We start from the raw sequence: 18,270 nt of genomic DNA on the forward strand, positions 1-18,270 counted from the left end.
TTCCGGGTCGTGCTTTTCTATGCCAGGGCCTCAGCCTCACCCAGTCGCTCGCCCAACTGTGCCAACAACACCGGGCTGCGCAGGATCGCATGGTGGTCCTCGTCGAGCGCCGGGGCGCTCGCGAGGTCCGACCGACCCAGCTGCAGCGCGAGCGCGGCCCGGTCCGCTGCCGGTCGCCGCGCGATCCACCAGCACTCGGCGCAGCAGCGCAGCGGCACGAGGGCTTCGGTCTCGATCGCCTTCAGCTGCTGGCCGGTGAGGAAGATGCGGGCCAACTCGTCGTCGGGCAGATTCGTGTAGGCCGGCATCTCGAGCGTGTCGCCGCGGGCTTGCGCTTGCGCACGGGCCTGTGCGATCAGCGCAGCCACGGTCGCCTCGTCGCAGACGAAGTCGTCGATGTCCAGCAGCCCCTCCAGGCGCGCCGCGGGCCAGGCCGACGCAACGAAGTCGGCGAAGTCACGCCGGCCGTCGTCATCCACCGTCTGCATCCGCGCATCAGGCTCGGGCACATAGGGATCGACCAGGCCGAGAAACGCCACGGCCTGGCCTTCGACCTCGAGCCGCGCCGCCACGGCCGCCGCGAGCGCGCCGCCGAGCGACCAGCCCAGCAGGTGGTACGGCCCCTGCGGCTGCACGCCGCGGAGCATGCGAGCGTAGTCGTCGGCCATGCGCGCCAGCGACACGTCGCGGTGCGTGGGGTCGGCAAGCATGCGGCACGGCAGGCCGTACACAGTGCGCACGCCCTGCAGGCGGCGCGCCACCGGCGCGTAGTCGTACACCGTGCCCAGCGCGGCGTGCATGCAGAACAGCGGCGCCGCACCGGGCATCACCGCGTTCAGGGCGACCAGCGACGGCGCATTGGCACGCCCGCCCAGCAACCCCGCGATGGTCGGCGCGCGCAGGAAGTCGTGCAACTTCAGGTCGAGCGCCGGCATGCCCAGACGACGCGCCTGCGCCATCACCTTCAGGCTCAGCAGCGAGTCGCCGCCGAGTTCGAAGAAGTTGTCGTCGCGGCCCACGCGTTCCACGCCGAGCACTTCTGACCAGATGCGCGCTAGCGCGTGCTCGGTGGTGCCGCGCGGCGCGTCGTAGCCGTCGCCGCCGGCGAACACCGGCGCGGGCAGCGCATGGCGATCGACCTTGCCGCTCATGTTGAGCGGCAGCGTGTCGAGCGCCACGATCACGGCCGGCACCATGTGCTCGGGCAGCAGCGCCGCAAGGCTCGCACGCAGCCGCGAAGCTTCGATGCGCTCGCCCGCGAGCGGCGACACATACGCCACCAGCCGCGCGCCGCCCGCGCCCTGACTGGCGACGACCACGGCCTCGCGCACCTGCGGCAGCGCCAGCAGCTGCGCCTCGATTTCGCCGAGCTCGATGCGAAAGCCGCGGATCTTCACTTGATGGTCGATGCGCCCGAGGTACGCCATCTGTCCGTCGGCCTCCCAGCGCACGAGGTCGCCCGTGCGGTAGAGCCGGCCGCCCGGCGCGCCGAAGGGGTCGGCCACGAAACGTTCCGCGCTCAAGCCCGCGCGCTGCAGGTAGCCGCGCGCCAGGCCGTCGCCACCGAGGTAAAGCTCGCCGGCCACGCCGGGCGGCACCTGGTTCATCGCGCCGTCGAGCACGTAGGCCGTGCGGTCGCCCACGAGGCGGCCGATGGGCATGTAGGCCGCGTCGAAGCCCTCGCCCGGCGCGGCCTTGGCGATCATCGGCGTGATCACCGTCTCGGTCGGCCCGTAGCCGTTGACGATGCGCGGCGGCTTCAGCGCCGACTGCACCAGCGCGAAGCTGGTGCGCGGCATCGCCTCGCCGCCCACCGTGTAGGACCGTATGGGCAGCCGGCTCGCAGCCTCGCCCATCAGTTCGGCCATCTGGTGCAGGTAGCCGGGCGTGAAGCAGGCGATGGTGATGCCGTGGCGCGCAATTTCGGCGCAGGTGCGCTCCACCGGCCAGACCTCTTCGTCGCGCGGCATCAGCGCCGCGCCGAAGGCCAGCGGCACCCAGGTGCGCTCGTGCGCGCCGTCGAAGTTGATCGACGCGAACTGCAGCTCGCGGTCCTCGGGCGTCATGCCGTAGGCCTCGCCGATGGACTGCACATGCATGGCCAGCGGACCGTGCGCCACGGCCACGCCCTTGGGCTTTCCGGTCGAGCCCGAGGTATAGATCACGTAGGCCAGGTGGTCGCGATGCACCGCCACGCCGGGGGCGTGCGCCGGCCCGTTCGACAAATCGAGCGTGTCGAGCGTCAGTGCCTTCACAGCCGGCATTCCGATGCGGTCCAGCGCGACGGCATCGTCGGCCAGCAGCAGCGCGACGCCGCTGTCTTCCACCATGTAGGCCAGCCGCTGCGGCGGGTAGGCCGGGTCGAGCGGCACGTAGGCGCCGCCTGCCTTCAGGATCGCGAGCAGCGCCACGACCATGTCGGCCGAGCGCCGCACCGCGAGGCCCACGCGCACTTCGGGCCGCACACCCGCGCGCCCTAGGTGGTGCGCCAGCCGGTTGGCACGCGCGTCCAACGCGGCGTAGCTCAGCTTGTGGTCGCCAAAGATCAGCGCCGTGGCCTCGGGCCGCAACGCTGCCTGGCGTGCGACCAGCACATGCACCGGTGCCGTGTCCTGGTAGGCGGGCGTGTTCACGCCCCAGGCCTGCAGGCGCTGCGCCTCGTCGGCCGTGTACAGGTCGAAGGCCACGACCGGGTGCGTGGCCGCCTGCGCCAGGTCGTCGGCCACGCGGCGCACCGCGTCGTGCATGTACTGGCACACGCGCGCGGCGCCGACCGACGCATCGACCTGCGCGGTCAGCGCGAAGCCGTCGGCGCGTTCGTTCACCGACAACGCGAAGGCGTAGTTCGAGCGTTCCTGCGCGCCGAGCGTCTCGATGCCTTCCCAGCCGCCGGCATCGGCGCTCGCAGCGGGCGATTGCGCCACATATCGGTAGTTCAGCAACGTCGAAAACAGCGGCGCGCCGTTGGGCACCGCACTGCAGCGCTGCGCGAGCGACAGGCTCGCATGCTCGTGGTGCAGCAGGCCGGCCAGCGCGGCGTGGGTCTGGCGCACGCAGGCCAGCGCGTGGCTGCGGCCCAGCGTCACGCGCAGCGGCAGCGTGTTGATCATCATGCCGAGCGCGCGCCCCGCGCCCTCGCCGCCTGCGAGCCGGCCGAACAGCACGGTGCCGAACACCACGTCGTCCTTGCCCGTGGTCTTGGCCAGTACCAGCGCCCACGCCAGGTGAAACAGCGTGGCTGTGCTGACACCGCTGCGCTGCGCCTGCGTGCGCACGGCCTGCGCCAGCGCCGCGTCGAGTTCGAGGTGCGCTTCTTCCACGGCCGTACCGTCGCCGCGCGCATCGAACAGGTCGAAGGGCGCGGTCGGCTCGCGCACGTCGCCGAGCATGCGGCGGAAGAACGTCTCCTGCTCGGCCACGTCGGCACCGAGCCGCGCTTGCGCGACGAAGCTGCGGAACGGCACGGGCGCGGGCAGTGCATCGGCACGGCCCTGCAACAGCAGCGTGATCTCCTCGACCAGCAGGTCGCGCGACACATGGTCGAGCGCCAGGTGATGGCTCGGCAGCTGCAGCAGCCAGCCGCCGCCCGCAGCGTCGTGCGTGGCAATGGCGCGCAGCATCGGCGCACGGCGCACGTCGAGGCGGTAGCGGCCGGGGCGCACATGCGCTTCGAGCTGCGCGGCGACATCACCCGCGGCGGCGTCGATCGGCAGCCATTCGACCTCGGCGGGCGCATCACGGTGCACCACCTGAACCGGCTCCGCCAGCCCTTCCCATAGCACCGCCGTGCGCAACATGTCGTGGCGCACGATGACGCGGTTCAGGCAGTCCATGAATGCGTTGAGCCGCGCTTCGCTGTCGAAGCGCATCTGCAGCGACTGCACGTAGACGTCGCCCTCGGCCTGCATCAGGTGATGGAACAGCAGCCCTTCCTGCAGCGGCGCGAGCGGGTAGATGTCCTGGATGTTGGCCGCGCCGCCGGGCACGGCGGATTCGATGCGGCGCAGCTGCGCGTCGTCGAGCGTCACCAGCGGCAGCATCTTCGGCGTGAGCCGCGTGCAGCCGTCGGGGATCGCGCTGTCGGGCACCACCGGCGCCGGGCGCGGCGAGGCACCGGCTTCCAGCGTGGCGCGCGCGAAGTCGGCGAAACGCGGGTTCTGGAACAGCGTGCGCACCTGCGCACCGAAGCCCTGCCGGCGCAGCCGCTCGAGCAGCTGCATGGCCAGCAGCGAGTGGCCGCCGAGTTCGAAGAAGTTGTCTTTGCGGCCCACGCGCGGCGCGCCGAGCACGTCGGCCCAAACGGAGGCCATCGCCTCTTCGGCCGCACCTTGCGGTGCCTCCCAGGTGTCGGCCGCGGCAGCGAACAAGGGCTCGGGCAGCGCGGCGCGGTCGACCTTGCCGTTGGCGTTGAGCGGCAGCGCCGCGAGCACGGTGATCGCCGACGGCATCATGTACTCGGGCAGCACCTGCGCCAGACCGTCGCGCAGCGTGAAGGCCTCGACCGGGCGCTGCGCATCGAGGCTCGACACGTAGGCCAGCAGCAGCGCACCACCCGCACGCTGGCGCGCGACCACGACGGCCTCGCGCACGCCGGGCTGCGCGCGCAGCCGCGCCTCGACCTCGCCGAGTTCGATGCGGAAGCCGCGCACCTTCACCTGATGATCGAGGCGCCCCAGGTATTCGAGCTGCCCGTCGACGCGCCAGCGCACGAGATCGCCGGTGCGGTACAGGCGACCACCCGCGGTGTCGAAGGGGTCGGCCACGAAGCGCTCGGCGCTCAGGCCGGCGCGGTTCAGGTAGCCGCGCGCCAGCCCCGCACCGCCCAGGTACAGCTCGCCGGCCATGCCGGGCGGCACCAGATTCATGTCGGTGTCGAGCACCACGGCGCGGCGATCGCCCACGGGCACGCCGATGGGCAGATAGGCCGCGTCGAAGGCGGTGTCGGCATAGGCCTTGGCGATGGTCGGTGTGATCACCGTCTCGGTCGGGCCGTAGCCGTTGATGAGGCGCGGCGGCTGCAGCGTCTGCATCACGCGTTCGCAGGCCACGCGGCCCATGGCCTCGCCGCCGACGGTGTACGAGCGCAGCGTGGGCACGCGCCCTTCCTCACCGAGTTCATCGGCCATCTGCTGCAGGTAGCCCGGCGTGAAGCAGGCGACGGTGATGCCGTGGCGCCGCATTTCCTCGCGGCTGCGGTGCACGGTCCACAGCTCCTGGCTGCGCGGCATCAGCGTGGCGCCGAAAGCCAGCGGCGTCCAGATGCGCTCATGCGCGCCGTCGAAGTTGATCGAGGCGAATTGCAGCTCACGGTCTTCGGGCGTCATGCCGTAGGCGCGGCCGATGGTCTGGATGTGCATGCTCAACGGGCCATGCGCCACGGCCACGCCCTTGGGCTGGCCGGTGGAGCCCGAGGTGTAGATGACATAGGCCAGGTGCTCGGGATGCACCGCGACATCGGGTGCGCCGTCGGGGCCGCTGTCGAGCACGCCGCCGTCGAGCAACAACGCGGGCAGCGCCTGCATCGACGCGCCCAACCGATCGCGCACACGCGCCTGCGTGAGAAGCAACCGCACGCCGCTGTCGGCCGCCATGAAGTCGAGCCGGTCGGGCGGGTAGTCGGGGTCGAGCGGCACGTAGGCCGCGCCCGCCTTGAGCACGCCGAGCAGCGCCACCACCATCTCGGGCGAACGCTCCACCGCGAGGCCGATGCGTTCCTCGGGCCGCACGCCCTGCGCGATGAGGGCGTGCGCGAGCCGGTTGGCGCGCACATCGAACTCCTGGAAGCTCATCGGCACGCCGTCGACGATCAGCGCCGTGGCCTCGGGCCGCAGCGCGGCGTGGCGTTCGACGAGTCGGTGCACGGGCACCTCGTCCCACGCGGTGTCCTGGCCCTCGCCCCATTCGCGCAGCTGGGCGTGTTCCTGCGGACCGAGCAGCGCCACCTCGCGCAACGTGCGCGTGGGGTCGTCGGCCAGCTGACGCAGCACTGCGACGCAATGCGCGGCCATGCGCTCGATGGTCGCGGGCTCGAAGATCGCGCGGGCGTACGTGAAGCTGAGCCCGAGCGTGCCGTCGGCCTGCTCCAGCGTGTCGAGCGCAAGCTCGAAGGGTGCCGCCTGCTCGTCGAGTTCCCAGGGTTCGATGCGCAGGCCTTCGAGCCTGTCGAGCGCGCCCAGGTCCTGCTGCCGGTGGTTGAAGATCACCTGGAACAGCGGCGGGTGGCTCAGGCTGCGCTCGGGCTGCAGCGCCTCGACCAGCTGTTCGAACGGCAGGTCCTGGTGCGCCTGCGCGCCCAGCGCCGCTTCGCGCGCCTGCGCCAGGGCCTCGGCCAGCGTGGTGTGACCGGCCAGCTCGGCGCGCAGCACCTGCGTGTTGACGAACAGACCGAGGATGCCGGCCGTCTCGGGCCGGTCGCGGTTGGCCACGGGCACGCCGAGCCGGATGTCGCCCTGGCCCGTGTAGCGGTGCAGCAGCGCCTGGAAGCCGGCCAGCAGCACCATGAAGAGCGTCGCGCCTTCGGCGCTCGCGCGGCGGCGCAGCGCGAGCGCCAGTTCTCGCGGCAGATCGAGCCGGTGGCGTGCGGCCAGGTACGGCCCCTGCGGCGGACGCGCGCGGTCCGCAGGCAATTGCAGCAGCGGCTGCTCGCCGCCGAGCCGTTCGGTCCAATAGGCGAGCTGGCGTTCGCCCTCGCCCGCTTCGAGCCAGTTGCGCTGCCAGGCCGCGTAGTCGGCGTACTGCAGTGCCGGCGCGGCGAGCACGGCAGCGTCGTGCCTCTGGCGATGTGCCTGATACAGCGCGCCGAAATCGTCGACCAGCAACTGCATCGACCAGCCATCGGACACGATGTGGTGCATCACCAGCACCAGCAGGTGCGCGGTCTCGCCGGTGCGCAGCAGGCCCACTCGCAGCAGCGGGCCGCGCGACAGATCGAAGGGCGTGCGCACAAGGCGCGCGGCCTCGTCGCGCACCTGCGCGGGGTGGGCGCGCAGATCGGCCTCACGCAGATCGAGAACGGCCTCGGGCGACACGGTCTGCTGCGGCACGCCGGCGTCGCTCACGCCGAAGCGCGTGCGCAGCGACGGATGCCGTACCACCAGCGCCTGCAGGCTCGCACGCAGCGCCGCGAGGTCGAGCGCGCCATGCAGCGTGAGCGCGGCCGTGATGTGATGCGCCGTGCTCTCGGGGTCCATCTGCCAGAGGAACCACTGGCGCGCCTGCGCGTACGAGGCGGGCCGCGGCGCGCCCGGCACGGCGGCCGGGTCAGGCACGATCGGCAGGCGGCCGAAATCGATGCCCTGCGCGCGAAGCGCGGCGATGAATTCCTTCTGCCGCGCCGGTGGCAAACCTGCCAGCCGTTGGGCGATGGCCCTGCTGCGTTCGCTGCTGCCAGTGCTACTTCTCACTCAACCCCCCAGACTTTCCAACAATTCATCCATGCGATCGAGGTCGCTCTCGGCCTGCGCGGCCTGCTGCGCCTGCGCCGGCCCTTGCGCGTCGAGCGCCTGCGCACACGCCGCCAGGTCGGGCAGCTCGAAGTAGCGCTGCAACGGCAGGTCGATGCTCATCTGCGCCTTGACCTGCTGCCGCAGCTTGAGCACCGCGAGCGAGTGCCCGCCGAGTTCGAAGAAGTTGTCGCCACGCCCCACGCGCGACAGCCCCAGCACCTGCGCCCAGAGACCCGCCAGCGCGGTTTCGGTGGCGCCCTGCGGCGGCACATGCGCGCGCTCTTCCGCGGCCTCGGGCGGCGGCAGGGCCTGGCGGTCGACCTTGCCGTTGGCATTCAACGGCAGCCCCTGCGGCATCGCGACGATGACGCTCGGCACCATGTAGTCGGGCAGCGCCGCCGCCAGCCCCGCACGCAGCGCCGCGGGGCGCAGCGGCGCGCCTTCGGCGCCGGCCGCATAGGCCACCAGCCGCGCACCGCCCGGCCCTTCCTGCGCCAGCACCAGGGCCTGTCGTACGCCGGGCTGCGCGAGCAGTTGCGCCTCGACCTCGCCGAGTTCGATGCGGAAGCCCCGCACCTTCACCTGATGGTCGAGCCGGCCGAGGTACTCGAGCTGGCCGTCCTCGCGCCAGCGCACGAGGTCGCCGGTGCGGTAGAGCCGCCCGCCGCGCCCATCGAGCGGATCCGCGACGAAGCGCTGCGCCGTCAGGCCGGGGCGGTGCAGGTAGCCGCGCGCCAGCACCTCGGCGCCCACGCACAGCTCGCCGGCCACGCCGACGGGAACGGGCTGCAGGGTGGCATCGAGCACGAACAGACGCGCGCTCGAGGCGGGCGTGCCGATGGGCGGCAGGTCGTCAGGGCCTGCACCGTCGAGCACGAACTCGCTCACCACGTGCGTCTCGGTCGGCCCGTACTGGTTGAGGAGCCGGCACTGCGATTCGCGCGCCAGCCATTCGGCCAGTGCGGGCGTGCGCTTGAGCTGCTCGCCCGCCGTGACGATCTGGCGCAGCGCCGGCAGCCGCCGGCCCGAGGCCAGCGACTGCTCGGCGAAGTGCTGCAGCACCGAGAAGGTCAGGAACATGCGCTCAACGCCCTCGCGATGCACCAGCTCTTCCAGCGCGTCGAGGTCGAGCCGCTGCGCATCGGTCGTCTGCACGAGGCAGCCGCCGCCGGCCAGCCCGCTGACCATTTCCTGGAACGCCACGTCGAAGCACGGCGACGCGAACAGCAGCGTGCGGCTCGCGCCCGGCAGGCGTTGCAGCTGCCACGCGATGAGGCGCGCGACCGCGTCGTGGCGCATCGCCACGCCCTTGGGGCGGCCCGTGGAGCCCGAGGTGTAGAGCACGTAGGCCAGCTGCTCGCCATGCACCGGCACCGCCGGGTCGTGGTCGGGCCAGGCGGCCATGCCGTCGTCGGCCGCGTCGAGGTCGAAGGCCAGCCGCTGCACGCTCGCTGCGTCGGGCAAACGCGGCATCAGCGCGCGGCGCGTGAGCAGCAGCGAGGCGCCGCTGTCCTCGACCATGTAGGCCAGCCGCTCGGTCGGGAACGCCGGGTCTAGCGGCACGTACGCACCACCGGCCTTGAGCACGGCTAGCAGGCCCACGACAGTCTCGGCCGAGCGATCGACCGCGATCGCGACCGGCATGTCGGGCCGCACACCCTGTGCGATCAACCGGTGCGCCCAGCGGTTCGCGAGGCGGTTGAGCGCTGCGTAGGTGAGGCGATGGTCGGCCGTGACCAACGCCAGTGCGTCGGGGTGGGCCTCGGCCTGCTGTTCGATGAGATGGTGGACGGGGACGACCGTTTCCGGCCTGAACGCACCGCGCGACCAGCGCGACAACCGTTCGCGCTCGGCCGCATCGACCTGCGTCAGTTGGCCTACGGCCTGCGTCGCATCGCCGGCAAGCGCCAGCAGCGCCGCGCGCAACTGGCCCACGAGCGCTGCAGCCTGCATGTCGTCGCACAGGTCGAGCGCATGCACGAGGTCGATGTGCAGCGCCGCGTCGTCATGCACCATCAATGTCAGCGGGTACGGGGTCTCCTCCTGCGTGCGCACCGCACCGAAGCGGAGGCCCGCCGCCGCGTCGTCGCGCAAGGCGGTATCGACCGGGTAGTTCTCGAACACCACCAGCGTGTCGAACAGGCCCTGCCCGCCCATCCCGGCCCAGGCCTGGATCTCGTGCAGCGGCGTGTGCGCGTGCTCGCGCGACGCCACCTGTGCCGCCTGCATTTCGCGCAGCCAGTCGCCCACGGGCTGGCCGGGCCGCAGGCGCGCGACCACGGGCAGCGTGTTGATGAACAGGCCCAGCATGCGCTCGGCGCCCGGCATCTCGGCGCTGCGGCCGGCGACCGTGGCACCGAACACGACGGTGCTGCTGCGCGTGCGCTGGCCCAGCAGCAGTGCCCAGGCTGCCTGCACAACAGTGTTGAGCGTGACGTGCGCGGCGCGCGCGGCTTCGCGCAGGCCGCGCGTGGCTTCGGCGGCGAAGACCAGCCGCTGGCGGGCCTTTCCGGATCGCGGTGCGGCGGGCGTCACCAGCGCTGTGGCAAGGCGCGTCGGTTCTTCCACGCCGGTCAGCACGCTGCGCCAGTGCGCCTCGCCGGCCTGTTGGTCGCGCGCCGCGAGCCACGCGATGTGGTCGCGGAAGCGCCCCGGCGCGGGCTCAACCGCATGTCCCGCGTAGCTTCGCAGGACCTCGGCCAGCAGCTGCGCCACGCTCCATCCGTCGAGCAGCAGGTGGTGGTAGGTCCACACGAGGCAATGCCGCTGCGCCTGCGTGCGGGCCAGCGCGATGCGCATCAGCGGCGGGCGCGCGAGGTCGAAGCCGCTCGCGCGCTGCGATGCGGCCAGCCGCGCCAGAGCGCCCGGCAGGTCGGCGCTCTCGCGCAGGTCTTGCATCACCCACGGCATCTCGGCGCTGCGCGCCACCCATTGCAGCGGCGTGGCGCCGTCGGCCAGGAAGCCGCTGCGCAGGATCTCGTGGCGTGCCAGCACGCGCTGCCAAGCGGCGCGGAAGCGCTCGACGTCGAGACCGTCGATGTCCATGCACAGCTGGTTGATGTAAGCCTCGCCTTGCGCATCGACCAGGCTATGGAACAGCATGCCGGACTGCATCGGCGACAGCGGATAGAGGTCTTCGAGTTGCGCCGCGGGCAACGGCAGCGCGTCGAGCTGCGCGGCGTCGAGCCCGGCCAACGGGAAGTCCGACGGCGTGACACCGGTAGCGCCCGAGGTGCAGTGCGCGATCAGCGCTTCGAGTTCGTCGCCGAAGCGATTCAGCCAGCCCTGCACGTCGTCGGCCGCATGGCGCGCCGCGCTGAAGTCCACCGTCAGTTGCAGTGCACCGTCGCGCACCTGCGCATTGACGCTGAATTCGTGCAGCAGCGGCGCACTCGCCGCGACGGGTTCGCCGGCGTCTTCGGGCGCGAGCGACCACGTAGCCCCAGCCGCACCGTCGACCTGCCCCAGGTAGTTGAAGACCAGCTGCGGACGCGGCAATGCGCGCAGTGCCTGCTGCTGTGCGTCCGTGCCCAGGTGCATCAGCACGCCATGGCTGAGCCCGCGTTGCGGCACGCGGCGCAGGTCTTCCTTCACGCGCTTGATCGCATCACCCCACGCCCCCAGCGGATCGAGCCGCACGGGGAAGAGGCTCGTGAACCAGCCCGTGGTGCGCGACAGGTCGAGTGCCTTCTCCGCCGGCAGGATGTCTTCGCGGCCGTGGCCTTCGAGCAGGATCGCCAATTGCGCATGGCCGCTCCAGCCACACAGCGCGCGCCCGAGCGCCGTGAGCAGCAGGTCGTTGACTTGCGTGCGGTAGGCGGCCGGTGCCACCTTGAGCAGCGCCTGCGTGCGCTCGCGGTCGAGCTGCCACGCGATACTGGCACGGCGCGCCACGGTGTTCGCGCCGTCGGGCCGTGCGCACGGAAGCGCAACGGGCACGTCGGCGAAGCCCTGCCAGTGCGCGAGTTCACCGTCCATCGCGGCGGCTTGCGCCTGCAGCGCGTGCGCCCAGGCCTGCAGGCTGGCACTCTTCGGCGGCAGCGCAACGGGCCGGCCGTCGCGGCACTGCGTGTACGCGGCGGCCAGGTCGTCGAGCACGATGCGCCACGACACGCCATCGACCACGAGGTGGTGCGCCGCCAGCAGCAGGCGCCAGTCACCGCCCGGCAGGCGGATGACCAGCGGACGCAGCAGCGGCCCATGCGCGAGGTCCAGGCTGCGCTGTGCCTCATCGCACAGCGCGGCGATCTGCGCGGGGTTCGCCGCATCGCGCACCCAGAGCCATTCCTCGCGCCAGCGCGCCGGCAGCGCCTCGTAGGCTTGTTGCCAGCGGCCATCGCTTGCCTGATGGAAGCGCAGGCGAAACGCATCGTGGTGCTGCACCACGGCCGCCAGTGCAGCTTCGAGCGCGGGGAGCTCCAGCGCCTCGCGGCTTTGCAGCAGCAGCGACTGGTTCCAGTGATGGCGCTCGGGCATATCGGCCTCGAAGAACGCAGCCTGGAACGGCAGCAACGGTACCGCACCTTCGGCTTCGGTCTGTTCGGACTGCACCGCTGCGCTTGTGGGCTCTGCCACGGCTGCCTGCCCGGCCACGGTCTGCCGCTCGAACACCTGGCGCGGCGTGAGCTTCCAGCCCGCCGTGCGCAGCCGCGACACGATCTGCAGGCTCAGGATCGAATCGCCGCCGAGTTCGAAGAAGTTGTCCTGCCGGCCCACGCGCGGCAGGCCGAGCACCTCGGCCCAGACCGCGGCGAGCGCCTGCTCGACCGCACCTTCTGGCACTTCGTAGGCCTGTGCCCCGCTGCGCTCGGGCTTTGGCAGCGACTTGCGGTCGATCTTGCCGTTGGCGTTTAGCGGCAGCGCCAGCAGCACGCACAGCAGCGACGGCACCATGTACTCGGGCAGCACCTCGGCCAGCCGCGCCTTGAGCACAGCCGCATCCACCGCCGCATCGGGCTGCGGCGACACATAGCCGACCAGCCGCGTGCCGCCGGGGCCCTCGTCGGCCACCACGACCGCCTCCCTCACCTGCGGCTGCGCCAGCAGCTGCGCCTCGATCTCGCCCAGTTCGATGCGAAAGCCCCGCACCTTCACCTGGTGGTCGATGCGGCCCAGGTAGGCCAGCTGCCCGTCGTCGCGCCAGCGAACGAGGTCGCCCGTGCGGTACAGGCGCTCGCCGGTGTCGCTGAACGGATCGGCGACGAAGCGCTCGGCCGTGAGGCCCAGCCGGTTCAGGTAGCCGCGCGCCAGCCCGATGCCGCCCAGGTACAGCTCGCCGCCCACGCCCGGCGGCACGGGGTTCAGGCCCGCGTCGAGCACGTGGGTCTTGCAGCCCGCGATGGGGCGGCCGATGGCGACATGGTTCAGGCCGTCGGCGCGGCAGGTCCAGTGCGTCACGTCGATGGCCGCTTCGGTCGGGCCGTAGAGGTTGTAGAGCCCCGCGCCCGGCAGGCGCTCGAACACCTTCGCCTGCGCCTCGGCGGGCAGCGCCTCGCCGCTGCAGACGATGCGCCGCAGGCTGGTGCAGGCCTCGATGCCGTCGTGCGCCAGGAAGGCCTGCAGCATGGAAGGCACGAAGTGCAGCGTGGTCACGCCGTGCGCGCGGATCAGTTCGACCAAGCGTGCCGGCTCGCGGTGATCGCCGGGCGCGGCGACGACCAGGCGCGCGCCGTGCATCAGCGGCCAGAAGAATTCCCACACCGACACGTCGAAGCCGAACGGCGTCTTCTGCAACACGGTGTCGGCGTCGCCCAGCGCGTAGGCGTCCTGCATCCAGGCCAGGCGGTTGTAGAGGGCGTTGTGGCGGTTGGCCGCGCCCTTGGGACGGCCCGTGGAGCCCGAGGTGAAGATCACGTAGGCGAGGTTTTCGCCATGCAGCGCGACCTGCGGGCAGGCGGTGGATTCGGCCGACAGGTCGGGTGCGTCGAGCACCAGCAACTGCACGTGCGCCGCCACCGGCAGCGCTTCGCGCAGATGCGACTGCGTGAGCAGCAGCGTCACGCCGCTGTCTTCGAGCATGTAGGCGATGCGCTCGCGCGGCAGCTCGGGGTCGATCGGCACGTAGGCGCCGCCGGCCTTCAGGATCGCCAGCAGCCCCACGACCATCTCGAGGCTGCGCTCGGCGGCGATGCCCACGGGCATGTCGGGCCGCACACCCTGGCCGATCAGGTGATGCGCGAGCGCATTGGCGCGCGCGTCGAGTTCGCCATAGCGCAGCACCGTGCCGCCGAACACCAGTGCCACCGCCTCGGGCCGCTCGCGCGCCTGCGCTTCGATGCGCTGGTGCACGGGCTGCGTGTACGGGCGGTGCAGCAGGTTCTCGCTCCAGCCGCGCAGCCGCGCCTCGTCGTCCGCATGGGTGAGCACGAGGTTCGCGAGCACGCGGTCGGAATCGTCCGCCATCGCCTGCAGCACGCCCTGGTAGGCGCGCACCAGGCGCTGCGCGGTCGTGGCCTCGAACAGGTCGGTGTTGTATTCGAGTCGACCGCGCACGCCGCGCGGGTCGATGTAGAAGTCCAGCGACAGGTCGAACTTGGCGCCTGCGTCGTCGAACTCTTCGAGCTCGGCGCGCACGCCCGCCAAGTCGAGCGCCACGGCCTCGCCGGCCATCTGCACGCCGAACATGGCCTGGAACAGCGGGCTGCGCGCAGGGTCGCGGCGGTCCTTGCGGCTGGCCAGCAGCACCTCGAACGGCAGGTCGGCATGGTCGAGCGCGGCCAGCGCGTCGGCGCGCACCTGCCGGCACACCTCGCGCAGCGTGCGCCGGGGCGCGAGCCTCGCGCGGAACACCTGCGTCGTGATGAAGAAGCCCAGCAGGTCCTGCACCTCCTCGCGGTGGCGCCCTGCGTTGGGCACGCCGATCGCGAAATCGTCCTGCCCGCTGCAGCGCGATAGCAGCACCTGCCAGGCCGCGAGCAGCACGACAAACGGCGTGCAGCGTTCGGCGCGACAGAACTTCTGCAGCGCCGCCGCCAGAGCCGGCGGCAGTTCGAAGGCCAGCGCGGTGCCGGCGAAGGTCTGCTGCGCGGGGCGCGCACGGTCGGTCGGCAGGTCGAGCGACGGCACCTCGTCGCCGAGGTGGCGGTTCCAGTGCGCGAGCTGCGGCGCGAGCGCCCCGCCCTGCACGCGGCCGCGCTGCCACACGGCAAAGTCGGCGTACTGCACGGGCAGCGGCGGCAGCTGCACCATGTCTTCACTGCGCAGCGCCAGCGCGTAGGCCGTACCGAGGTCGCGCGCCAGGATCGGGTTCGACCAGGCGTCGGACACGATGTGGTGCAGGCAGACGGCCAGCACATGCCGATCGTCGGCGAGCTTCGCGAGTCGGGCCACCAGTGCAGGCGCAAGGCCCAGGTCGAACACATGTGCCGCGGTGCGGCGCACGAGCGCATCGACCGCGGCTTGCTGCGCGTCGGCGCCCTGGTCCGAGAGGTCGATGCGCTCCAGCGCGAACGGCACCTCGCCCTGCACCACCTGCATCGGCACGCCGTCGTGTTCGACGAAGTGCGTGCGCAGGATCGCATGGCGCGCAATGACCGCCCGGAACGCACGCGCCAGGGCCTCGGCGTCGAGCGCACCGGTCAGCCGGAACACGCGCGGCAGGTTGTAGGCCGTGAGCCCTGGCTCGAGCTTCTGCAGGAAGCACAACTGCTCCTGCGCATACGACAGCGGCACCGCCTGGCCGTCGTGCACGGTGCGGGTGATCTCGTCCATGGCCATGCTCATGCGGCCTCCCCCACGGATTCGTCCGCCAAGTCGCGCCGGTGTGTCTGCGCCAGCTGTTCGAGCGCGACCGCGTCTGCGCTGGCCTCGCGCAACACGGCAGCGAGCGCCGCGGGCGTCGGGTGGTCGAACACCACGCCGGCCGCCACCTCGACCTGCAGCAGCTTTCGGATGCGCGCCACCAGCTTGATGACCTGCAGCGAGTGGCCGCCGAGTTCGAAGAAGTCGTCTTCCACGCCGACCGGCCCGCTACCCAGCAGCGTGGCCATGCCGTCGGCGAGCAGCGCTTCGAGCGCATCGCGCGGCGCCGCGATAAGGCGTTGTGGTGCCTCGGCCGGGGCCGATGCCGCCAGCGCGAGCCGGTCGATCTTGCCGTTCGGCAGGCGCGCGAACGCGCTCACCGCCGTGCAGCTCGCGGGCACCATGTGCGCGGGCAGCAGCGCGGCCAGTTGTTCGCGCAGCGCGCGCCCGTCGGCCGCCTCGCTGTCACCAACGAAGAAGGCGGCGAGCGTGGTTGCACCGGCCACGTCGGGCACGGCCAGCACGACCGCCTGGCGCACGCCGGGCCGCGCCAGCAGCGCCGCCTCGACCTCGGCCGGCTCGACGCGGTAGCCGTGGACCTTCACCTGGTGATCGGCACGCCCCGCAAGCTGCAGCCCGCCTTCGGGCAGCACCCAGGCGAGATCGCCTGTGCGGTAGAGCCGCTCACCGGCGCGGAACGGGTCGGCGACGAACACGTCAGCATTCGCGCGGTTCAGGTAGCCGCGGCACAGCTGCGCGCCGCCGATGTAGACCTCGCCCAACCCACCGGCCGGCACGAGGCCGCTCGTCGCATCGAGCACGCGCACGCAGTTGTTCGCGAGCACGCGCGTCAGCGGCAGCTGCTCGGGCACGGGCGCACCGGCCTCGACGGCATGCACCAAGACGCCGACCGTGGCCTCCGTCGGCCCGTAGTGGTTGTAGACCGCGCACTGCGGCGCCAGCCGCGCGATGCGCTCGACCAGCGCGCGCGGCGCGGCCTCGCCGCCCAGCACCAGCGTGCGCGGCAGGCAGGGCGTGGCGCCTTCGAGCAGCGCTTCGAGGTGCGAGGGAACGACCTTCAGCGCGTCGATGGCGTGTGCGCGCATGAAGCGCGCGAAGGCCTCTGCGTCTTTCGCCTCGTGCGGCGCCGCCACGACGAGGCAGGCGCCGTTGTAGAACGCGCCGAACAGCGCGGTGTTGCCGAGGTCGGCCGCCACCGAGCTGGTGAGCGCCCAGCGGCGGCAGGTGTCGAGTTGCATCGCCGCCGAAGCGGCTGCCACGTAGTTCTGCAGCGCGCCCTGCTCCACGGCCACGCCCTTGGGCGCGCCGGTGGAGCCGGAGGTGTAGAGCACATAGGCGAGGTCGCTCGGTGCGGCGACGTACAAATCGGATTGCGTCTCGGGCAACGTTGCCGCGTCGGGCAGCGCCGCGTCGATGGTGAAGACAGGCTGCGCATCCGCCAGCACCGCCGCGCGGCGCGCCTCGGGCCAGTCTGGGTCGAGCGGCAGGTAGGCGGCGCCCGCGCGCCAGACCGCGAGGATGGCGACCGGCAGGTCGAGCGCACGCGGCAGATTCAGCGCGACGATGGTGCCGGGTGTCACGCCGTGCCCTTGCAGCCAGTGGGCGACGCGGCCGATGCGGTGTTCGAGTTCGCCGTAGTTCAGGCGTTGGTCGCCAGCTTCGAGTGCGGGCGCCTCGGGCGTCTCGGCGGCCCAGTGGGCGATGCGTTGCGTAACGGTCTGCGTGCCGACATCGGCCACGGCTTCCTGCGACCGAAGCAGCAACTCACGCTCGCGCGGGCCGACCAGCGGCAGCGCGCCGAGCGTGGTGTCGGGGCGTTCGACGACAGCATTCAGCAGGCAGAGGTACTGCATCAGCAGGCGCTGCACCGCCACCTCGCTGTGGCGCGCGGCGTCGGCATGCACCGACAGCGCGGCACTTTCAGCATCCCATGCGACTTGCAGGGCCAGTTCGAAAGCCGGCAGCGGCCCCGGCAGCGCGGCCAGTTGCCATTGCGGATCGACACCGTGGCGACGCGGGCGTTCGTGGCACGCGAAGCCGACCGCGAGGTGCGCGGAGATGGGCGGTGCTTCGACGGCCCAGTACTCCTGCGCCTCGACGTGCGCGGCCAGCGTGCCGTCGAAGTTTTCAAGCCAGTCGGTAAAGCGTGTTTCCGGCGCGGTCTCGACGATAAGCGGCAGCACCTTGTCGAACACGCCGACCGCGCCCTGCATCGGCGGGTAGTCGCGGCGGCAGTCGTGCTGCCAGCCAGCAGCGAAACGGCCGGTGCCGTCCAGGCGCGCGAGCAGCAGCCACCAGACGGCCTGCAGCAGCGTGTCGGGCTGTGCGCCCAATGTGTCGGCGCAGGCGGCGATGCGGCTTGCGAAAGCGGCGTCGATGGATTCTTCGGCTTGCACGCGCGCGGCATGCTGCGAGACAACAGCCTGTCGACCGACGAGGCGCGGTGGCGCGAGCGTGGCGGCTTGCGCGAGGTAGCGCTGCCAGTAGGCACGGCCCTCGGCAGCGTCTTCGCCATCGAGCAGGTCCTGGCGCCAGGTCACGAAGCGCGCATACGGGAACACCTCGGCGGCATCGAAGGCGTGTTCGTCCGCGAAGGCCGTGGCGATCTGGTCGAACAGGTGCTGCAGGCTGCCCCGGTCGCCAACCCAGGCGTGAATGCAAAGCGCCAGCGTGTGGCGTGCTCCACCGGTGCGTGCGAGCCCGGCATGGACCATCTCGCCGCGCGCGATGTCCAGCGGCGCGGCTTGCATGTCCGCCAGCCATTGGGCCAATGCGGCATCAGGCGCACCGCGCAGGTCTGCGTTCGCCCAGGCCGGCGGTGCCATGCCCGGGGTGTACTGCTGGCGCAGGCCGCGGTAGCCCGGCACCGCGCGGATGGCGCTGCACAGGGCGCCGTGCGCACCCAGCACGCGCGCCACCACGCCGCGCAGGCGCGCTGCGTCGAGCGCGCCCTCGATGTCGGCGCGCAGCAGCAGGCGCGGCGCATCGGCCGGCACCGCGCGTTGTTCGGGGCTCAGCGGGAAGGTCATGTCGTCGAAGTGGCCGGTCATGGTCGTCATTTCAG

The 18,270-nt window shown here is 71.8% G+C and carries 3 protein-coding genes; all 3 read right to left on the minus strand.

The window, feature by feature from the left end:
• Positions 1-17: 17 nt before the first annotated feature.
• Genes AC3A6R_RS05905 through AC3A6R_RS05915 form a run of 3 tightly spaced genes read right to left on the minus strand, consistent with a single transcriptional unit; the run spans position 18 to position 18,265 of the window.
• On the minus strand, positions 18-7,403 hold the full coding sequence (locus AC3A6R_RS05905) for an amino acid adenylation domain-containing protein (RefSeq protein WP_487863978.1): 7,386 nt from the start codon (positions 7,401-7,403) through the stop codon (positions 18-20).
• Positions 7,404-15,155, minus strand: a complete 7,752-nt coding sequence (locus AC3A6R_RS05910) for an amino acid adenylation domain-containing protein (RefSeq protein ID WP_487863979.1) — start codon at positions 15,153-15,155, stop codon at positions 7,404-7,406.
• Between the two features lie 8 nt (positions 15,156-15,163).
• Positions 15,164-18,265 (minus strand): non-ribosomal peptide synthetase, encoded by a 3,102-nt coding sequence (locus AC3A6R_RS05915; RefSeq protein ID WP_487863980.1) that lies wholly within the window; start codon positions 18,263-18,265, stop codon positions 15,164-15,166.
• Positions 18,266-18,270 lie beyond the last annotated feature (5 nt).

Source organism: Variovorax sp. Soil_C_19, assembly GCF_057657255.1.

Bases quoted from the DNA above. Each gene is read 5' to 3' on its own strand.
- AC3A6R_RS05910 (WP_487863979.1), bottom strand. From the start codon at position 15,155: ATGGACGAGATCACCCGCACCGTGCACGACGGCCAGGCGGTGCCGCTG.
- AC3A6R_RS05915 (WP_487863980.1), bottom strand. From the start codon at position 18,265: ATGACGACCATGACCGGCCACTTCGACGACATGACCTTCCCGCTGAGC.